At 74.9% G+C, this 17,306-nt stretch carries 8 protein-coding genes; 3 read left to right on the top strand and 5 right to left on the bottom strand.

What is annotated here, in order from left to right; translation table 11 throughout:
* The first annotated feature begins 2 nt into the window (after nt 1–2).
* The 3 genes from ACFY0I_RS02930 (at nt 3) to ACFY0I_RS02920 (ending at nt 6,064) form a co-directional block, all read left to right on the top strand.
* The gene (locus ACFY0I_RS02930) at nt 3–743 is read left to right on the top strand and encodes a response regulator transcription factor (protein WP_362877003.1); all 741 of its coding nucleotides are present in this window, start codon (nt 3–5) and stop codon (nt 741–743) included.
* On the top strand, nt 740–1,873 hold the full coding sequence (locus tag ACFY0I_RS02925) for an ATP-binding protein (RefSeq protein ID WP_388889201.1): 1,134 nt from the start codon (nt 740–742) through the stop codon (nt 1,871–1,873). Before ACFY0I_RS02930 ends, ACFY0I_RS02925 begins: the two co-directional genes overlap by 4 nt.
* 258 nt (nt 1,874–2,131) lie before the next feature.
* Nucleotides 2,132–6,064: a multifunctional oxoglutarate decarboxylase/oxoglutarate dehydrogenase thiamine pyrophosphate-binding subunit/dihydrolipoyllysine-residue succinyltransferase subunit gene (locus ACFY0I_RS02920; protein ID WP_388889198.1), complete on the top strand. Its 3,933-nt coding sequence runs from the start codon at nt 2,132–2,134 to the stop codon at nt 6,062–6,064.
* A gap of 78 nt (nt 6,065–6,142) precedes the next feature.
* Here ACFY0I_RS02920 and fxsT read toward each other — a convergent pair whose 3' ends face one another.
* From fxsT to ACFY0I_RS02895, 5 genes are all read right to left on the bottom strand, one after another.
* Nucleotides 6,143–9,145 carry an FxSxx-COOH system tetratricopeptide repeat protein gene (gene fxsT, locus ACFY0I_RS02915; RefSeq protein WP_388889195.1) on the bottom strand — a complete coding sequence of 1,001 codons (3,003 nt, stop codon included), beginning with the start codon at nt 9,143–9,145 and terminating at the stop codon, nt 6,143–6,145.
* A gap of 136 nt (nt 9,146–9,281) precedes the next feature.
* Entirely contained in the window at nt 9,282–10,787 is a 1,506-nt protein-coding gene (locus tag ACFY0I_RS02910; RefSeq protein ID WP_388889192.1) for an HEXXH motif domain-containing protein, read from the bottom strand.
* Nucleotides 10,784–12,049 carry an FxsB family cyclophane-forming radical SAM/SPASM peptide maturase gene (locus ACFY0I_RS02905; protein WP_388889189.1) on the bottom strand — a complete coding sequence of 422 codons (1,266 nt, stop codon included), beginning with the start codon at nt 12,047–12,049 and terminating at the stop codon, nt 10,784–10,786. Before ACFY0I_RS02905 ends, ACFY0I_RS02910 begins: the two co-directional genes overlap by 4 nt.
* A 97-nt stretch (nt 12,050–12,146) precedes the next feature.
* A complete protein-coding gene (gene fxsA, locus ACFY0I_RS02900; RefSeq protein ID WP_388889186.1) occupies nt 12,147–12,311 on the bottom strand; it encodes an FxSxx-COOH cyclophane-containing RiPP peptide in 165 nt (54 codons plus the stop codon).
* Nucleotides 12,312–12,409: 98 nt separating this feature from the next.
* Entirely contained in the window at nt 12,410–17,302 is a 4,893-nt protein-coding gene (locus tag ACFY0I_RS02895; RefSeq protein ID WP_388889183.1) for an SAV_2336 N-terminal domain-related protein, read from the bottom strand.
* Nucleotides 17,303–17,306: the final 4 nt, after the last annotated feature.

The following is a 17,306-nucleotide window of genomic DNA, read 5'->3' as shown; positions in this document are numbered from 1 at the left end:
ACATGGAACAGACACACACCACCCACACGGGCGCCGCGGCCACCCCGGGCGCCCAGCGGCGCGTGCTCGTGGTCGAGGACGACCGCACCATCGCCGACGCCATCTCGGCCCGGCTGCGCGCCGAGGGCTTCCAGGTGCAGACGGCGTACGACGGTCCGGCGGCGGTCGCCGCGGCCGAGAGCTGGCTGCCCGAGCTGCTGGTACTGGACGTCATGCTGCCCGGCTTCGACGGGCTGGAGGTGTGCCGCCGGGTCCAGGCGCAGCGGCCGGTTCCGGTGCTGATGCTCACCGCCCGCGACGACGAGACCGACATGCTGGTGGGCCTCGGGGTCGGGGCCGACGACTACATGACGAAGCCGTTCTCCATGCGGGAGCTGGCGGCGCGGGTCCACGTACTGCTGCGGCGGGTGGAGCGGGCCACGCTGGCCGCGCACGCCCCGCGCGGGGCGACCCTGCGTCTGGGCGACCTGGAGATCGACCACGCGCAGCGGCGGGTCCGGGTGCAGGCCGAGGACGTGCACCTGACGCCGACGGAGTTCGACCTGCTGGTGTGCCTGGCCGGGACCCCGCGGGCGGTGCTGTCCCGGGAGCAGCTGCTGGCCGAGGTGTGGGACTGGGCCGACGCGTCCGGGACCCGTACGGTCGACAGTCACATCAAGGCGCTGCGCCGCAAGATCGGGGCGGAGCGGATCCGTACGGTCCACGGCGTCGGGTACGCCCTGGAGACCCCGGCCCAGGCATGAGCGGCGGCACTGCGCAGCGCCGGCCGGGCGGCCGGCGTCCCGGTACCCGGGCGCCCGTCGGGCGGTCGGCGGGCGGGCTGCGGCCGTACTCGCCGTTCTCCATCAAGACGAAGCTGGGCACGCTCGTCGTGGTCTCGGTGTTCATCACGACGGGGCTGCTGCTGGTGGCCCTGCGCACCGACACCGAGCTGCGGTTCATCACGGTGTTCTCGGTGATCGCCTCGATGCTGATCACGCAGTTCGTGGCGCACGGCCTGACGGCGCCGCTGGACGACATGACGCGGGTGGCGCGGGCGATCTCCCAGGGGGACTACACCCGCCGGGTGCGCGGGGCGGGTCGCCGGGACGAGCTCGGTGACCTGGCCACGACGATCAATCTGATGGCGGACGACCTGGAGGCGGTGGACCGGCACCGCAAGGAGCTGGTCGCGAACGTCTCGCACGAGCTGCGGACGCCGATCGCGGCGTTGCGCGCGGTGCTGGAGAACGTGGTGGACGGGGTTTCGGCCGCCGATCCGGAGACCATGCGGACGATGCTGAAGCAGACGGAGCGGCTGGGCCGGTTGGTGGAGACGCTGCTGGACCTGTCCCGGGTCGACAACGGGGTGGTGCCGCTGCGGGCGCGCCGGTTCGAGGTGTGGCCGTACCTGTCGGGGGTGTTGAAGGAGTCGGGGCTGGCGGCCGCCGGGCGACCGGGGCTGACCACCGGGTCGGGCGGGCACACCCGTAACGACGTGCACCTCCACCTCGACGTGTTCCCGCCGGTGCTGACGGCGTACGCGGACGCGGAGCGGCTGCACCAGGTGGTGGCCAACCTGATCGACAACGCGGTCAAGCACAGTCCGCCGCACGGCCGGGTCACGGTGCGGGCGCGGGCCGGGGAGGAGCCGGGGAGCCTGGAGCTGGAGGTCGTGGACGAGGGTCCGGGCATTCCGGAGGCCGAGCGGCACCGGGTCTTCGAGCGGTTCAACCGGGGGGCCGCGCGGAGCGGCGACGGGGGCACCGGGCTGGGGCTGGCGATCGCCCAGTGGGCCGTGGGCCTGCACGGCGGTGCCATCGGCGTGGCCGAATCGTCACGAGGTTGCCGAATCCTTGTCACTCTTCCGGGCAGCTCACCGGCGTCGTCTTGACGTAGGGTTCGAGTGGGAAGGACATGATCTCGGCCACATGTGCCCGGGGTCGTCAGGGGTGCGAAGCCATGGAGGCCGCAACCTGGGTGTCGGCTACCCGAACCACGCTTGTTTCCCGCCATTCCAGGCGGCGAAACCCGCCGTTCGATGTGACCTGCACGACGGAAGTCCCGCCCGGCCTGCATTGGGTGGCCGGGGAGGCGTAGCCTTTATCACCGCTGTCCATACCTTGTGAAGCGGAAGAGGGCGGTTGCCGCCGTGTCGCCACAGTCCCCCAGTAACCCGAGCACCACGACCGAAACAGCAGAGCGTGGGAAGACCCCTGCCTCAGGCTTCGGTGCGAATGAGTGGCTCGTCGACGAGATCTATCAGCAGTACCTCCAGGACCCGAACTCTGTCGACCGGGCCTGGTGGGACTTCTTCGCCGACTACAAGCCGGGGGGCGCAGTCGCTCCGGTGAAGTCGGACAGTCCCGAGAAGCCCACGACGACGGACGGCGCCTCCGCACAGGCCGCCGCTCCCGCCGCCCGGGGCCCACAGGCCGCCGACGCCGCCACGGGGGCGGCGAGCGCAGCTGCCCCGGTCTCCGCCGCGCCCACGCCTGCGTCAGCTCCTGCCCCTGCTCCTGCCACCCCCTCTGGTGCCCCTGCTGTGACTGTCACCCCCCAGGCCCCGGCCGCCGCACCGGCCGCGCCTGCCCCTCAGGCCCCGGCCGCTCCGGCTGCCGCTCCCGCCGCCCAGAAGGCCACGCCCCCCGGTGCAAGCACCGGCTCCACCGGAGCAGCTGACGCCGCGCCCACCACTGGGGCCCCCACGGGCCCCGAGCTGGTGACGCTCCGCGGCCCGGCCGCGGCCGTCGCCAAGAACATGAACGCCTCCCTCGACGTGCCGACGGCCACTTCCGTCCGCGCCGTCCCGGTGAAGCTGCTGTTCGACAACCGCATCGTCATCAACAACCACCTCAAGCGCGCCCGGGGCGGGAAGATCTCCTTCACGCACCTCATCGGCTACGCGATGGTGCAGGCGATCAAGGCCATGCCGGCCATGAACCACTCCTTCGCGGAGAAGGACGGCAAGCCGACCCTGGTCAAGCCGGAGCACATCAACTTCGGTCTCGCGATCGACCTGGTGAAGCCCAACGGTGACCGCCAGCTCGTCGTCGCCGGCATCAAGAAGGCCGAAACCCTCAACTTCTTCGAGTTCTGGATGGCCTACGAGGACATCGTCCGCCGGGCCCGCATCGGCAAGCTGACGATGGACGACTTCACCGGCGTCACCGTCTCCCTGACCAACCCCGGCGGCCTGGGCACCGTGCACTCCGTGCCCCGTCTGATGCCCGGACAGTCGGTCATCATGGGCGTCGGCTCCATGGACTACCCCGCCGAGTTCCAGGGCACCTCGCAGGACACCCTGAACAAGCTGGGCATCTCCAAGGTCATGACCCTGACCTCGACCTACGACCACCGGGTCATCCAGGGCGCGGCCTCCGGCGAGTTCCTGCGCATCGTCGCGAACCTGCTGCTGGGCGAAAGCGGCTTCTACGACGACGTCTTCGAGGCGCTGCGCATCCCGTACGAGCCGGTCCGCTGGAACCGGGACATCGACGCCTCGCACGACGACGACGTCACGAAGGCCGCCCGCGTCTTCGAGCTGATCCACTCCTACCGGGTCCGCGGCCACGTCATGGCCGACACCGACCCGCTGGAGTACAAGCAGCGCAAGCACCCCGACCTCGACATCACCGAGCACGGCCTCACCCTGTGGGACCTGGAGCGCGAGTTCGCGGTCGGCGGCTTCTCCGGCAAGTCGATGATGAAGCTCCGCGACATCCTCGGCGTGCTGCGCGACTCGTACTGCCGCACCACCGGCGTCGAGTTCATGCACATCCAGGACCCGAAGCAGCGTCGCTGGATCCAGGACCGCATCGAGCGCCCGCACTCCAAGCCGGAGCGCGAGGAGCAGCTGCGGATCCTGCGCCGGCTGAACGCGGCGGAGGCCTTCGAGACCTTCCTCCAGACGAAGTACGTCGGCCAGAAGCGGTTCTCGCTGGAGGGCGGCGAGTCCGTCATCCCGCTGCTCGACGCCGTCATCGACTCGGCCGCCGAGGCCCGCCTCGAAGAGGTCGCGATCGGCATGGCCCACCGTGGCCGCCTGAACGTGCTCGCGAACATCGTCGGCAAGTCGTACGCGCAGATCTTCCGCGAGTTCGAGGGCAACCTCGACCCGAAGTCGATGCACGGCTCCGGCGACGTCAAGTACCACCTGGGCGCCGAGGGCACCTTCACGGGTCTCGACGGGGAGCAGATCAAGGTCTCGCTCGTCGCGAACCCCTCGCACCTGGAGGCGGTGGACCCGGTCCTGGAGGGCGTGGTCCGCGCCAAGCAGGACATCATCAACAAGGGCGGCACGGACTTCACGGTCCTGCCCGTCGCCCTGCACGGCGACGCGGCCTTCGCGGGCCAGGGTGTGGTCGCCGAGACGCTGAACATGTCGCAGCTGCGCGGCTACCGCACCGGCGGCACCGTCCACGTCGTGATCAACAACCAGGTCGGCTTCACCGCCGCCCCGGAGTCCTCGCGTTCGTCGATGTACGCGACCGACGTGGCCCGCATGATCGAGGCGCCGATCTTCCACGTGAACGGTGATGACCCGGAGGCCGTGGTCCGCATCGCGCGGCTCGCCTTCGAGTTCCGTCAGGCGTTCAACAAGGACGTCGTCATCGACCTCATCTGCTACCGCCGTCGCGGTCACAACGAGTCGGACAACCCGGCGTTCACGCAGCCGCTGATGTACGACCTGATCGACAAGAAGCGCTCGGTGCGCAAGCTGTACACCGAGTCCCTCATCGGTCGCGGCGACATCACGCTGGAAGAGGCGGAGCAGGCGCTCCAGGACTTCCAGGGCCAGCTGGAGAAGGTCTTCGCGGAGGTCCGCGAGGCCGCCACGGCTCCGGCCGTCGGCGCCCCGGTGACGCCGGCGCAGACCGCGCAGGAGTTCCCGGTCGAGGTGAACACCGCGATCTCGCAGGACGTGGTGAAGCGGATCGCCGAGTCCCAGGTCAACATCCCGGACAACGTCACCGTCCACCCGCGTCTGCTGCCGCAGTTGCAGCGCCGCGCGTCGATGATCGACGAGGGCACCATCGACTGGGGCATGGGCGAGACCCTCGCCTTCGGTTCGCTGCTGATGGAGGGCACCCCGGTCCGCCTGTCGGGCCAGGACTCCCGCCGCGGCACGTTCGGTCAGCGTCACGCGGTCCTCATCGACCGGGAGACCGGCGAGGACTACACCCCGCTGCTCTACCTGTCGGACGACCAGGCCCGCTACAACGTCTACGACTCGCTGCTCTCCGAGTACGCGGCGATGGGCTTCGAGTACGGCTACTCGCTGGCCCGTCCGGACGCGCTGGTCCTCTGGGAGGCCCAGTTCGGTGACTTCGTCAACGGCGCGCAGACCGTCGTCGACGAGTTCATCTCCTCGGCCGAGCAGAAGTGGGGCCAGACCTCCGGCGTCACGCTGCTGCTGCCGCACGGCTACGAGGGCCAGGGCCCGGACCACTCGTCCGCGCGTCCCGAGCGCTTCCTCCAGATGTGCGCGCAGGACAACATGACGGTCGCGATGCCGACCCTGCCGTCGAACTACTTCCACCTGCTGCGCTGGCAGGTCCACAACCCGCACCACAAGCCGCTCATCGTCTTCACCCCGAAGTCGATGCTGCGTCTGAAGGCGGCGGCGTCGAAGGCGGAGGAGTTCACGACCGGTTCGTTCCGTCCGGTCATCGGTGACGCCACCGTGGACCCGAACGCGGTCCGCAAGGTCGTCTTCTGCGCGGGCAAGGTCTACTACGACCTGGAGGCCGAGCGGGAGAAGCGCGGCATCACCGACACGGCGATCATCCGCATCGAGCGGCTGTACCCGCTGGCGGGCGCCGAGCTCCAGGCGGAGATCGCCAAGTTCCCGAACGCGGCGAAGTACATCTGGGCGCAGGAGGAGCCGGCGAACCAGGGTGCGTGGCCGTTCATCGCGCTGAACCTGATCGACCACCTCGACCTGGCGGTCGGCGCGGAGGTCCCGGCGGGCGAGCGCCTGCGGCGGATCTCCCGTCCGCACGGCTCGTCCCCGGCGGTCGGTTCCGCGAAGCGTCACCAGGCGGAGCAGCAGCTCCTGCTGAACGAGGTCTTCGAGGCGTAGTCGGCCCGGAGCACCGAGCGTGGAAGGCCCGGTCCCCTCGGGGGGCCGGGCCTTCCGGCGTTCCCGCGCGTGGGGCGGCTACGGCTGGGGTTCGAAGTCCCAGTAGGGGCGGCTCTGTTGGCGGGCGGACACGGTGTGGACGTGTTGCGGGCCCAGGGTGCGGGTGAGGGCCTTGATGCCGGCGTCCTCGTGCTTGGAGGCCTCGATGTCCTCCCGTACGGCGCGCAGGTCGGCGGCGAGCGCGATCTGGGCGCTGAGCGTCATCGGGTGGTCGGGGCCGAGGACGTGTTCGGCGCCGCGCAGGGTTTCGCGGCTGAGGTCGAGGGCGTCGTCGAGCCGGCCGGTGATGTTGCGGTGCCCGGTGGCGTTGAGGGCGCAGCCCAGGGTCCAGGGGTGCCGGTCGCCCAGGGCGCCGCGCATGCCGACGAGGGCCTGTTCGGCGAGGTTGAGGGCTTCGGCGCGTTCGCCCTGGGCGCGCAGGACCAGGCCGAGGTTGCCGACGGTGCCGATGCTGTACGGGTGGGCGAGGCCGAGCTGGGACTGGTAGCCGCGTACGACGTCCTCGGAGATCCGCCGGGCCTCCTCGATGTCCCCGTACTCGCGCAGGTAGGTCGCGTAGTCGGAGGCGACCATCAGGGTCCAGGGGAACTCGGCGCCGAAGACGCGGGTGGAGCGTTCCAGGACGCTGCGCAGGCGGGCTCCGGCGCCGGGGATGTCCCCGGAGCGGCGCAGGCACTGGCCGAGGTTGTGTTCGGCGCGCAGGGTCTGCGGGTGGTTGGCGCCGAGGACCTGGATGTGCAGTTTGAGGCCCTGTTCCTGGCGGGCCAGGGCCTCGCGGTAGCGGCCCATCAGGCGCAGGCCCATGGCGCAGCCGACGCCGGAGGAGAGGGTGGCGATGTGCCGCACGCGCAGGACGCGTTCGCGGCGGCGCAGGGTGTCCAGGTCGATGTCGTAGGCCTCCTGGTAGCGGCCGAGGAGGCGCAGGGCGACGGCGACGTTGTTCTGGGCGTTGAGGGTGGTGGAGTCGTCCTCGCCGAGGAGTTCGCGGTAGGTCGCGAAGGCGTGCTCCAACAGGCGTCGGGCTTCGTCGAACTTGGCGGTGCTGAGGAGGACCCCGGCGTAGGTGCTGGTGGCGCGGAGGGATTCGAGGTCGCGGTCGCCGCGTTCGGCGACGAGCCGGTCGGCGACGGCGCGGGCGAGGGTTTCGGCGCGGCGGAAGTGGCCGAGCATGCGCAGGGCGCCGCCGTAGTGGTAGCTGAGTTCGCGGACCTGGTCGTGGTCGTCGCCGAGCAGGGACCGCCAGATGCCGTCGGTGCGTTCGGCCAGGCGCAGGCAGGTGCGGTACTCCCCCGCGAGGGTCAGGTAGCGCAGACAGTGCAGCAGGAAGTTCTGGATGCGCGGGTTGGAGCTGGTCAGGACGCCCGCGGACTCCAGGTGCGGGATGAGTTCGGCGTAGCGGGGCCAGAGCCGGGAATCGGTGGGGCGGCCGGGGTCGGCGGCGGCGAGGACCTGGCGGACCGACCGGGACAGCTGTTCGGCCTCGTCCTCGGCGAGGTTCTCGCGGACGATGTTGTGGACCATGCGGTGGAGCTGGACGGTCTCCAGGCCACCGCCCTCCTCCACGGAGAGGTCGGAGTACTCCAGGCGCACGACGGAGAACTGGACGAGCTTGTTGAGGGCCGCGTTCCAGCGGATCCGGTCGTTGACGATCCCGGCGAGGTGCTCGGGGACGTCGTCGGCGGGGAACTCGCGCAGCAGCCTCAGCGGGACCCGTCCGGGCGCGAAGAACACGAACAGCCGGAGCAGGGCGAGGGCGTCGGGGAAGTTCTCCCGCACGTTGTTGAGGAGTATGGCCAGCGCGGTCGGGAAGGGCAGCGGGTAGTCGTCGGAGAGGGTGACGGCCTCGTGCGAGTCCAGCCGGTGCTGGAGGAGGGTGAGGTACTCGCCGACGCCGATGGGCGAGTCGGCGAGCCAACCGGCGGTCTGGTCGAGGGCGAGGGGGTAGTCCTCCAGTGCCTCGGCGAGCTGGTCGGCCTCCTCGCCGGTGAGGCGGCCGGCCCGGCGACGGATGAAGGTGACGGACTCGGGCCGGGCGTAGAGGGGGACCTCGACGAGGCTGGTGTGCCGGGCGGCCCACTCGCGGTTGCGGGAGGTGATGATCACGTCTCCGGCGCCGGAGGGCAGCAGGTCGGTGAGGTCGTCGGGGTGGTCGCAGCCGTCGAAGACCATCAGCCAGCGGTGGTAGGGGGTGCCGCGGCGCAGCGCCTCCAGTACGGCCCGGATCTGCTCGCCGTAGCTGCCCGCACCGCGCGGCAGGTCCAGGGCGGGCGCGAGGTCGGCGAGGCGTTCGCGCAGGGTGGGCCGGTCCTCGGCGGGCACCCACCAGACGACGTCGTACTCGGAGGCGAAGCGGTAGGCGTACTCGGTGGCGACCTGCGTCTTGCCGACGCCGGACAGGCCCAGCAGCGTCACGGTGGACGCGCCGGGCGGGGCTTCGGTGAGGGCGGCGCGGAGCCGGCCGATGACGTCGTTGCGGCCGGTGAAGCGCGGGTTGCGGCGCGGGACCCGGCCCCAGATCTCGGGCGGGTCGTTGGGGAAGCGGGGTCCGCGGCGGCCGCTCTCGGTGCCGATCCGGTCGGTGGGGAGGTCCAGCCGGCGCAGCACGCGGTACTCGGCCTCGTAGGAGTCCAGGCCCCACAGGTCGGTCTTCTCCAGGGCGGCGACGGCGCTGGGCAGCGGGGAGTCGGTGAGGCTGACCGCGGCGAACCGGTCGGGGTGGGAGGCGGTGACGGTGCGCAGGGCGGCGTTCCACTCCTCGTCGGTGTGGGTGCCGGCGGAGAAGTAGCGCTCGCTGAGGACGACGAGGACCTTGCCGCCGGCCCGGGCGAGGTCGTCGAGGGCGTCGGTGAGGCCGGGGCTGCTCTGCGGGTCCCAGCGCTGGAGGGCGACGCGGTGGCCGTGTTCCTCCAGGCGGTGGGCGATCCACACGGCCCAGGGCCGGTTGAAGCCCGCGAAGCTGATGACGAAGCGCTGCGGTGGGGGGGCTCCGTCGCGGTCGTGACGCGTACCGGTACCGGTCATGCGGCCGTCTCCCTGGGATCCGGGCGGTGGACGGGGTGGGGCGGGTACGGGGTGGTGCGGTGCGGTGGAGTGCGGGGGCGGTGCGGGACTGAAAAGGTACCGCAGCGGACGGGCCGTCAGGCCGCTGCGACGCCTCTCATCCTCCGGCGAACGCGGCGAGTTCGGGATGGGCCTCGCACCAGGCTCCGCGTTCGCGCTCCAGGGCGCGACGGGCGGTGGCGTGCTGGTCCCCTGGGGGCGGCAGTTCGTCCATGGCCCGCTCGGCGATGGTCATCCCCTCGACGAACTCACTGCCGGTGAGGGTGAGTTGCGGGTGGGCGCGGAGGGCCGGCAGGACGGCCGCCACCTGGGCGCGGACCCGGGCGTGCTGGGCCCAGGCGCCGCGGGCCCCGTACAGGGCGGCGCGCTGCCAGTACCCGGCCAGCGCCAGATGGGCGTACGCGCCGTGCAACAGCCCCTCCAGCGGCCGGGGGTCGCTGCGCCAGGGCGCCCAGTGGCGGGGCGTGCGGTCGGCGGTGTGCAGGGTCAGGACGTCGGCCAGGGCGGCCAGCTTCCCGTGCTGGACCTCGTGGACCAGGGTCGCGGCGAGGGCGGGCGGGGCCTGCGCGCGGGCCAGCACCGAGCCGGCGGCGGCGGGGAGCGTGGCGCCGCTGGAGCGGGAACCGCCGGCCAGCGGGACGACGGAGCGCAGCAGCAGGGCGGTCTCCTGCGCGCGCGTGGAGTCGTAGCGGTCCAGCAGGGTGAGGGCGCCGGACCACTGGGTGTCCCAGCGCTTGTGCCCCTTGGGGGTGAGCCGGCGGGCCGGGCGCACCCCGCCGGGGCGGGCGTCGGCGGGGGTCGGGGCGCGGTACGGGTCGAGGTCGTCGAGGGCGGTGGAGCCTCCGGGCAGGGCGTGCAGGGGGAGGGTGTCGGCGCCGTCCCAGGAGCGTTCGGTGAGGGCGAGGGGGCCGGGCCGATCGGGTCGCAGCAGTCCGAGGGTCGGCAGTACGAGACGGCCGTGCAGGGGTCGGAGCGTGACCTTGAAGCTGATCCCGGCGCGCAGGGCGGCGGCGACGGCGAGGGCGCCGAGGTGACCGAGGTCGGGGGCCGGCCCCTGCGGCGCGTGCAACCGGCGCAGGGTCTCCTCCGCCCAGACCCCGGTGGCGGGGTAGTGCAGGACGTCGCGGACCGCGTCGGGATCCTGCCGTTCGGCCTCCTCCAGCAGGGCCCAGCGCTCGGCGGCCTCCGCGTCGGGGGCGGCGTCGAGGACGGCGCGCAGCAGGACCAGCCGCTTGGAGCGGCGTACGTCGCGCACCAGGCGGGTCCCTTCGGCGGAGGGCTCGGTGGAGGCGAGGGCGCGCAGGGTGTGGGAGCTGACGGCGAATCGGGCCAGGTCGGTCGGGGCGGGGGGCTGCGCGGGGGTGGAGGTGGGGTGGATGGGGCGGCCCGTGGGATCCGCGCGATCGGTGCGGTCCGTGTGATCGGTGCGCCCGGTGGTGTCGGTGGGGGCGGGGTGCTGGGCGGGTACGACCGTGGAGCGCGCCGTCCGCGCGGGCCGATCGGCGGGGAGGGGGTCGGTGGGGAGGGCGGCGTCGGTTCGCGGGCCGGTTTGGGCGCGGTGGCCGGCTTCGGCGCGCCGGCCGGCTTCGGCGGGGTGGTTCATGAGGCGGCCCGTCCGGTGGTGGCGGCCGTGTGCAGGGCGCGGGCGACGTGCCGGATGACGGCCTGGAGGTCGGCGCAGTACACGGACGGCTGGCGGAAGCCCTCCCGCTCGCGGTAGCGGTGCGGGTAGTGCCCGCCCCCGCACACCTCGACGAGTTCACAGGCCCGGCAGCCGGGAGCGAGGGCCTCCCGGCCGAGCTGGCGGGCGGCGAACCCGGGATGGTCGAGCAGTTCGTCGAAGCTGTGGCTGTCGAGGGTCATCCCGGTCGCGGCGGCCCCTTCGTAGGCGGACTTGAGGGAATCGGCCTGCTCGATGCTGCCGTCGGTCTCGACGACGGCGGTCGTCGCCGGGGCCAGGCCCAGCGTCTCGGTCGCGGCGGGCAGGCCCAGCAGCAGGGCGATGACCTCCTCGAAGATCCTGATCCGGGTGCGCCGCACGCCGTCGTGCCACCAGCGTTCGAACACGGCCAGCAGCCAGTCCCCGTACGGGCTGGCGTGCCGCGTCCAACCGGGCGGTGGGGCACTCCAGTTGGCCAGGGGCAGCAGCAGCCCGATGGTGGGCGGCTGGAAGGCCAGCAGGGACTCGTACGTCTCCACCGGGTCCTGGGTCACGTCCACCACGCACAGCACGCCCGCGTAGCTCTCGGGGTGCCGGGCCAGGAGGCGCAGGCCGCGGGCGGCCGCCCCGAAGCCGGGCCGCCCTGCGTGGTCGACCCGGCGGGCGTTGTGCGCGGGGAGACCGCCGTCGAGGCTGACACCGACCCGGATCCCGGCGGCGGACAGCGCGGCGAGCCGGCCGCGGGTGAGCAGCGTCCCGTTGGTCTGGACGGCCGCGGTGACCCTGGTGCGGGGCGAGCGGCGGGCCAGCGCCACCCGCACCGCCTCGACGGGGGCGGCCAGGGTCGCGGGCGGGCCGAGGAGGGGCTCGCCGCCGTGCAGGACGAGGTCGACGCGGGTCAGGTCGTGGGCGGCGGCGTGCTCGGCGATCCGCTCGGCGGCGCGCAGGGCGGTGGCGGGGGCCATGACGGCGGGGCGGGTGCGCCAGCCCTGGTCGGCCATCTCGTAGACGTAGCAGTAGGTGCAGGCCAGGTTGCAGCGGCCCTGCGTCTTGAGGACGAACTGCCGGATCGGCTGCGGGCGGTGGCCCGCGGCGCGCAGGGCGGGCACGTCGAGGCGGGTGTAGGGCCAGGGGGCGTGGCGCGCGTGGCGGGACGGGGTCCGCGGGGCGGGCAGCACGAGATCGCTCGTGATCGCATGGCTCATCGCCTGTACCTCCCGCTGCGGACGGTGCATCCCTGCCCTCCGGACCGGCCCGGCTAACGGCGGAAAGTGGTCAACTCCCCCTGGGGCCCGAGGTACTTCAGGCTACGCCGGAGTCGAAGGCGTTCAGGATCTCGGCCGGGTGCGTAACCCGCTCGACCATGCCCTCGATCACCTCGGCGAGCACCGGATGGTCGATCCCGCGCAGGGCGGCCAGGTCGAGCCCCGAGAGGTCCGGCAGCTGGCCGGGGCAGGGCCTGGGCACTGCCGACACTTTCTGACGTCCGGTCACCATGGGCTGCTGGTCCCCCTGTTGTCGGTCGGTCCACTGCCTCTTCCCGTCGCCCGGCGGGCGGAAACGGCTCACAGCCCCGCCTCCAGGCGCCGTATCCGCGCCCGCAGCGCCCGCCGCCGATCACCGGGCCGGTCCGCGTCCCGCCCGCCCCCGGCCCCGCCCCCGGGCCCCTCTGCGGGCCCCTCGTGCGGGTGGGCGTGCGGGCCGTCGTGCCGGGGGTCCTGCCGGGCAGCGGGCGCATCGCTGCGGGACCCGTCGTGACCGCCGGCGACGCGGGCGCCCGCTTCGGCCCCCGGCACGGAGTCGGGCACGGCCCCGTGCCCGGCGTCCGGCGCGCCGCCGGGCCCGGAGTCATGGGCCGCTCCGCCCGTTCGACCGGAGTCGGGTCCGGCGTTCCGGCCGGCGCCCGGGCCGAGCCCCCCGGAACCCGACGCGGCGTCATGCCGGGAATCCCGGCCCGTGGCCGGCCGGGTGCCCGGGTCGAAGTCGGGTACGGCGCCGTGCCCGGCATCCCGGCCGGCGCCCCGCACGCTCTCCCGACCGGAGTCGGGTTCCCCGGCGTGCCCGGCGTCCCGTCCGGAATCGGGTACGGCGCCGTGCCCGGTGTCCCGACCCGCGTCCCGCTCCGCGTCAGGCGCCGCGCCCCGCGCGTCGTTCGGCCCGTCGGTCCGCCCGGAGGTGGGTTCGACGCCGGGCGCGGCACCCCGGTCTTCGCCCCCACCGGCACCCGGCCCGGTGCCGGGGCGGACGGCGCCCCCGGTGTCCCGACCCGCATCCGGCCCGGCGTTCCGGCCGGAGTTGGGAGGGCTGCCGGGCTCGGCGCCTCGGCCCGTGCGCGCCTCGGCGTCCCGGCCCGGGGCGGGCTCGTCGCCGTGACCGGCCCGGCGCGGCGCCCCGTACGGGCTGCCGGGCTCGGGCGGGTTCGGCCCGACGGGTCCGGGCTCCTGCCCGGCGAACCGGTCGGGGGCGCCGCCCTCGCGTGGTGCCTCGTAGGGGCCCTTGCCCTCGGGGGAGTTCGGGCCGCCCGGGGCCGGAGCCGGCACGTCGCCGTGTTCGGTGGCGTCCGACCCGGGGGCGGGCGGGGCGGCGGGGTGCGGGGCGTCCACGCGTTGCCAGAGTTCCAGCGCGGCGCGGTAGGCGTCGAGGGCGGCCCGGGGGCGGGCCAGCCGTTCCAGTACCTCGCCGCGGAGTTCCAGGACCCGGGCGGCGAGTTGCAGCGCCGTCTGCGTACGGTCCTCCCGGTCGGCCTCCAGCGCGGCGCGCCAGGCCCTGCGGTAGGAGTCCACGGCCCGGTCGAGCCGGTCGACGGTGCGGGTGTGGGCGTGGATCTCCTGCTGGACGTCCCCGTGTTCCCGCCAGGCCCGGGCCCGTTCCAGCGGCCCGTGCCCGTGCCGGGCGGCCAGTTCCAGGAGGTGCTCCGCCTCCCGGAGGTCGACCAGGTCACCCTCGTAGGCGTGCCGCAGGCGCAGCCCGGCGGCCAGCCGCAGCAGTCGGTAGGCGGCTCCCGGATCGGACTGCGGCACCGCGGCGCGGCTCTCGCGGAGCACCCGCACGGCGGCGGAGACGAACCGCTGCCCGTCCGCCGTCCGCGCCCGTTCCAGCAGTACGTCGCCCCACTCGGGCAACAGCTCCGCGAAGGCCTCGCCGTCCCGGGGGCTCAGCCGCCGGGCCCGCCCGTACGCGTCGGCCGCCTCCTCCAGGGCCGCCGGGTCCGCGTCGCGGGCGTACCGGGCCCGGTGCACCCGGGCCAGGCACAGCACCCCGGCCAGGCGCAGTTCGGTGTCGCCGACGGCCTCGTCCAGGGCCCGCACCAGCTGACGGGCGGCCTCCTCCAGCCGCCCGGGCAGGTACCGCAGCGCGGTGGCCAGCTCCACCCGCACCCGGGCCGGCGGGCCGACACCGTCGGGGGCGCCCGTACCGGCCGGGGCGACGTCCGGATCCGCGGCTCCGGGGTCGGAGCCGGGGGCGGCGCCGGGGAGGGCCGCCAGGACGGCCGTCAGGACCACCGTGGCCTCCTCGGCGAGCGCGGTACGGGCGGCGGGGTCCGGGGTGCGCGGCAACAGGGCCAACAGCACCCGCCCCAACGCCAGCCGCAACCCGGGATCCGTGTCCCCGACCTCGGCCCCGTCCGCGCCGCCGGCCGCGCCGACCTCACCGCCTGCCCCGCCGTCGGCATCGTGCCCACCGGCCCTGCCGGCGTCGCCCTCCGCGCCGGTGGCACCGCTGCCCCCGGCCGTACCGGCCGTACCGGTCCCACCGCCGGCGCCGGTCGCGCCATCCGCCCCGGTCCCATCGGCCCCGCCGGCCCCGCGGGTTCGGGCGCCCTCGCCAGTGGCGCCACCCCCGTCGGTACCACCGCTCCCACCGGTCGCGCCGCCCGTGCCGGCCCCCTCGGCCCCGCCGGCCCCGCGACCCTCGGCCGGCCCGCCACGCCCGCCGGTCCGGCCGGTCCCGCCCTGCCCCGCGTCGGTGCCGGTCCGGCCGGTCGCGGCCGGCTCGCCGGCTTCGTCGGCCCCGCCGCCCCGGGACGCCGTCCGGCCCTCACCGGGCCCGCTGACCGCTCCGCCCTCGGCCGCCCCGCCCGCGCGGCCGGCCCCACCCGTGCCACGGCCCCTGCCCGTTCCGCTCCCCTCCCCCGCCCCGCCGCTGCCGGCCCCACCCGCCCCGCCGGCCCTCTCGCCCCGTCCGGCACCACGGGCCCCACCGGCTCCACCGGCCCCATCGGCCCCACCGGCTCCGCCGCCCCCGACCCCCGGCGACGTCAGCGCCTCCAGTACCGCCCGCGCCTCCCGCAGGGGAGCCGGGTCGTCGCTGAGGCCGGCCAGCCGGATCAGGGCCCGGGAGCGCCGGACTGCGCAGTCCCGGCGCAGCACGGGGTCCGTCGTGGTGGCGCCCGCCGCCGCGAACTCCCGGTCGGCGGCGGCCAGCAGCTCCGCGTCCCCCCCGCCCGCCAGGGCCCGCTCGTACAGCACCCGGCCCAGCAGGGACCGCGCGGTCGGGGTGTGCAGCCCGGTCGCCGCGCGCTGTGCCTCGTCGAGCAGTTCGGGGTCCCGTTGCGCCGCCCACAGCACGAGCAGCGCCGCGGTCAGCGCGGCCTCCGCCTCCTCCGGCGGGTCCTGCGGCCCCGCGGGCAGCGCGACGGCCCGCCGGAGCAGGGCCACGGCCTCGTAGGGGGCGCGGGCGTCCCCGTCCGCGAGCCGGTCGCGGGCGGCCCGCACCGCCCGGGCCCGACCGGCCGGGGCGGGCGCGACGGGCGCGCTCCCGCCCGCCGGGGGTTCGTCCTCGGGCGGCTCGGGCGGGCCCGGCAGGTAGCGGCGTACGACTTTCGCGGAGACGTGCGCGAAGGCCTGCGGGAGCTGCCCGCCGGGCGCCCGCGCCGGACCGGGGTCGGAGGGCGCCGACGCCACTCCGGTCAGCTGCGAGACGGCGAGCGCGGGGAAGTTGCGCACGTCCCGCCCGAAGTGGGCGAGCACGTACTCGGAGCAGTGCTTGAGCACCAGCGCGGCCTCGTCGCGGCCGAGCGGGCCCAGCAGCACGTCCTGGACGCCGGGAACGAACTCGTACCACTGGCCCGGCACGTCCCCGGTGCGCCGCAGCAGCCCGCTCAGCAGCACCTCGGCCAGGTCCGAGGGTTCGGAGTCGGGCAGCATCGTGCGCTGCACCAGCCGCATCACGGGCAGGGTCAGGGGCGCCGCCGACAGGTACACCGCGAGCCGTACGGCGCCGGGCGCGGCCGACGCCCGGAAGCGGCCCACCAGTTCGCGCGGCGGCCGGGCGGCCCGGGGCAGCGGGACGGGGGCGGCCGGGTGGCGGGCCAGCACCCGCCCCACCTCGGCCGGCACGGGCCCGGTACCGAGGCCGGCGACGAGCCGGGCCCAGGCGCCGAGCGCGGTCGCGTTCGGCGGGAGCACGGGTACGGTCAGCCCGCCGGAGGGCCGGCCGGGACGCGGCGCCCGGTCCCGGCGGAACCGCAGCCGGCCCCCGCCCGGCCCGCCCGTTCCGTCCTCGGTCCGCTCCAGCACCCCGCGCTCGGTCGGCAGCCAGCTGCGGCTCCACAGGCGTTGCGGCAGCGGCTGGACGACCACGCAGGGGGTGCACTGGGCCCACCGGTACAGCAGCCGCTGCGCCGCGCCCTCGCGCCACAGCGGCCCGGCGCAGTCGGACACCACCATGGTCAGGGCCCGTCCGGTGGGGTCGCGCAGCTGCTCGCCCGAGCGGAGTCCGACGCCGGGGGCGGGGCCGCGGCCTACGGCGGGGGTGCCGTCCGCGAGGCGGTGCAGCCGGTGCACCTGGACGTCCCGGAAGGCGCCCAGGCGCTCGCACACCGCCCGGAGTTCCTCGAACATCTCCTGCCACACCGCCATGGACGGGGAGGCGTCCATGACCAGCCGTACGGTCGCCTCGCGCCGGCTCTCCGGCCGGAAGACCGGGATGACCAGGCCGAGGGCGCGGGCGCTGGCCTGCGCGGTGGCGTCCTCGTCGAGGACGGTACGGGTGGGCGGCCCGGGCGGGCGGTGGCGTTGGAGGGCGCGCAGGGCCCGCTGGATGTCGAGTATCCGGGGCAGCGCGGCCGCCCCGGGAACCCGTACGGGCACGGCGTCGCCGACCGGGACCTCGGCGTCCGACGTGACGTCGCCGGACGCGCCCGGCCCGTCGGCGTACAGCCTGACCGGATCCTCCACCTCGGGTTCCGGCGGGACCGGCCCCGGGAGCTCCGGCGCCGCCGGCGCGTCCCCGGCGGCCCCGTCCCGAACTCCCGACTCCGACGGGGCTTCGGGGTGCTCGCCCGGCGCCGGGGCGTCGGGATCGGGATCGGTGCGCGCGGGGCGACGGGTCCGCGCGGCCAGCCACAGGGCGTCGGCCAGTTCCTCGGCGGACGGATCGAGCCCGGCGGCCCGCAGCAGCCCGGCGAGGTCGCGGACCTCGGGGTCGAAGGGGGGTGGCGGCACGGCTGCGGACACGGGC

It is taken from the genome of Streptomyces sp. NPDC001568 (genome assembly GCF_042893755.1).
GTDB lineage: Bacteria > Actinomycetota > Actinomycetes > Streptomycetales > Streptomycetaceae > Streptomyces.
The sequence above is the reverse complement of the archived record's forward strand: the minus strand, read 5'-3'. Positions and strand labels throughout refer to the sequence as shown.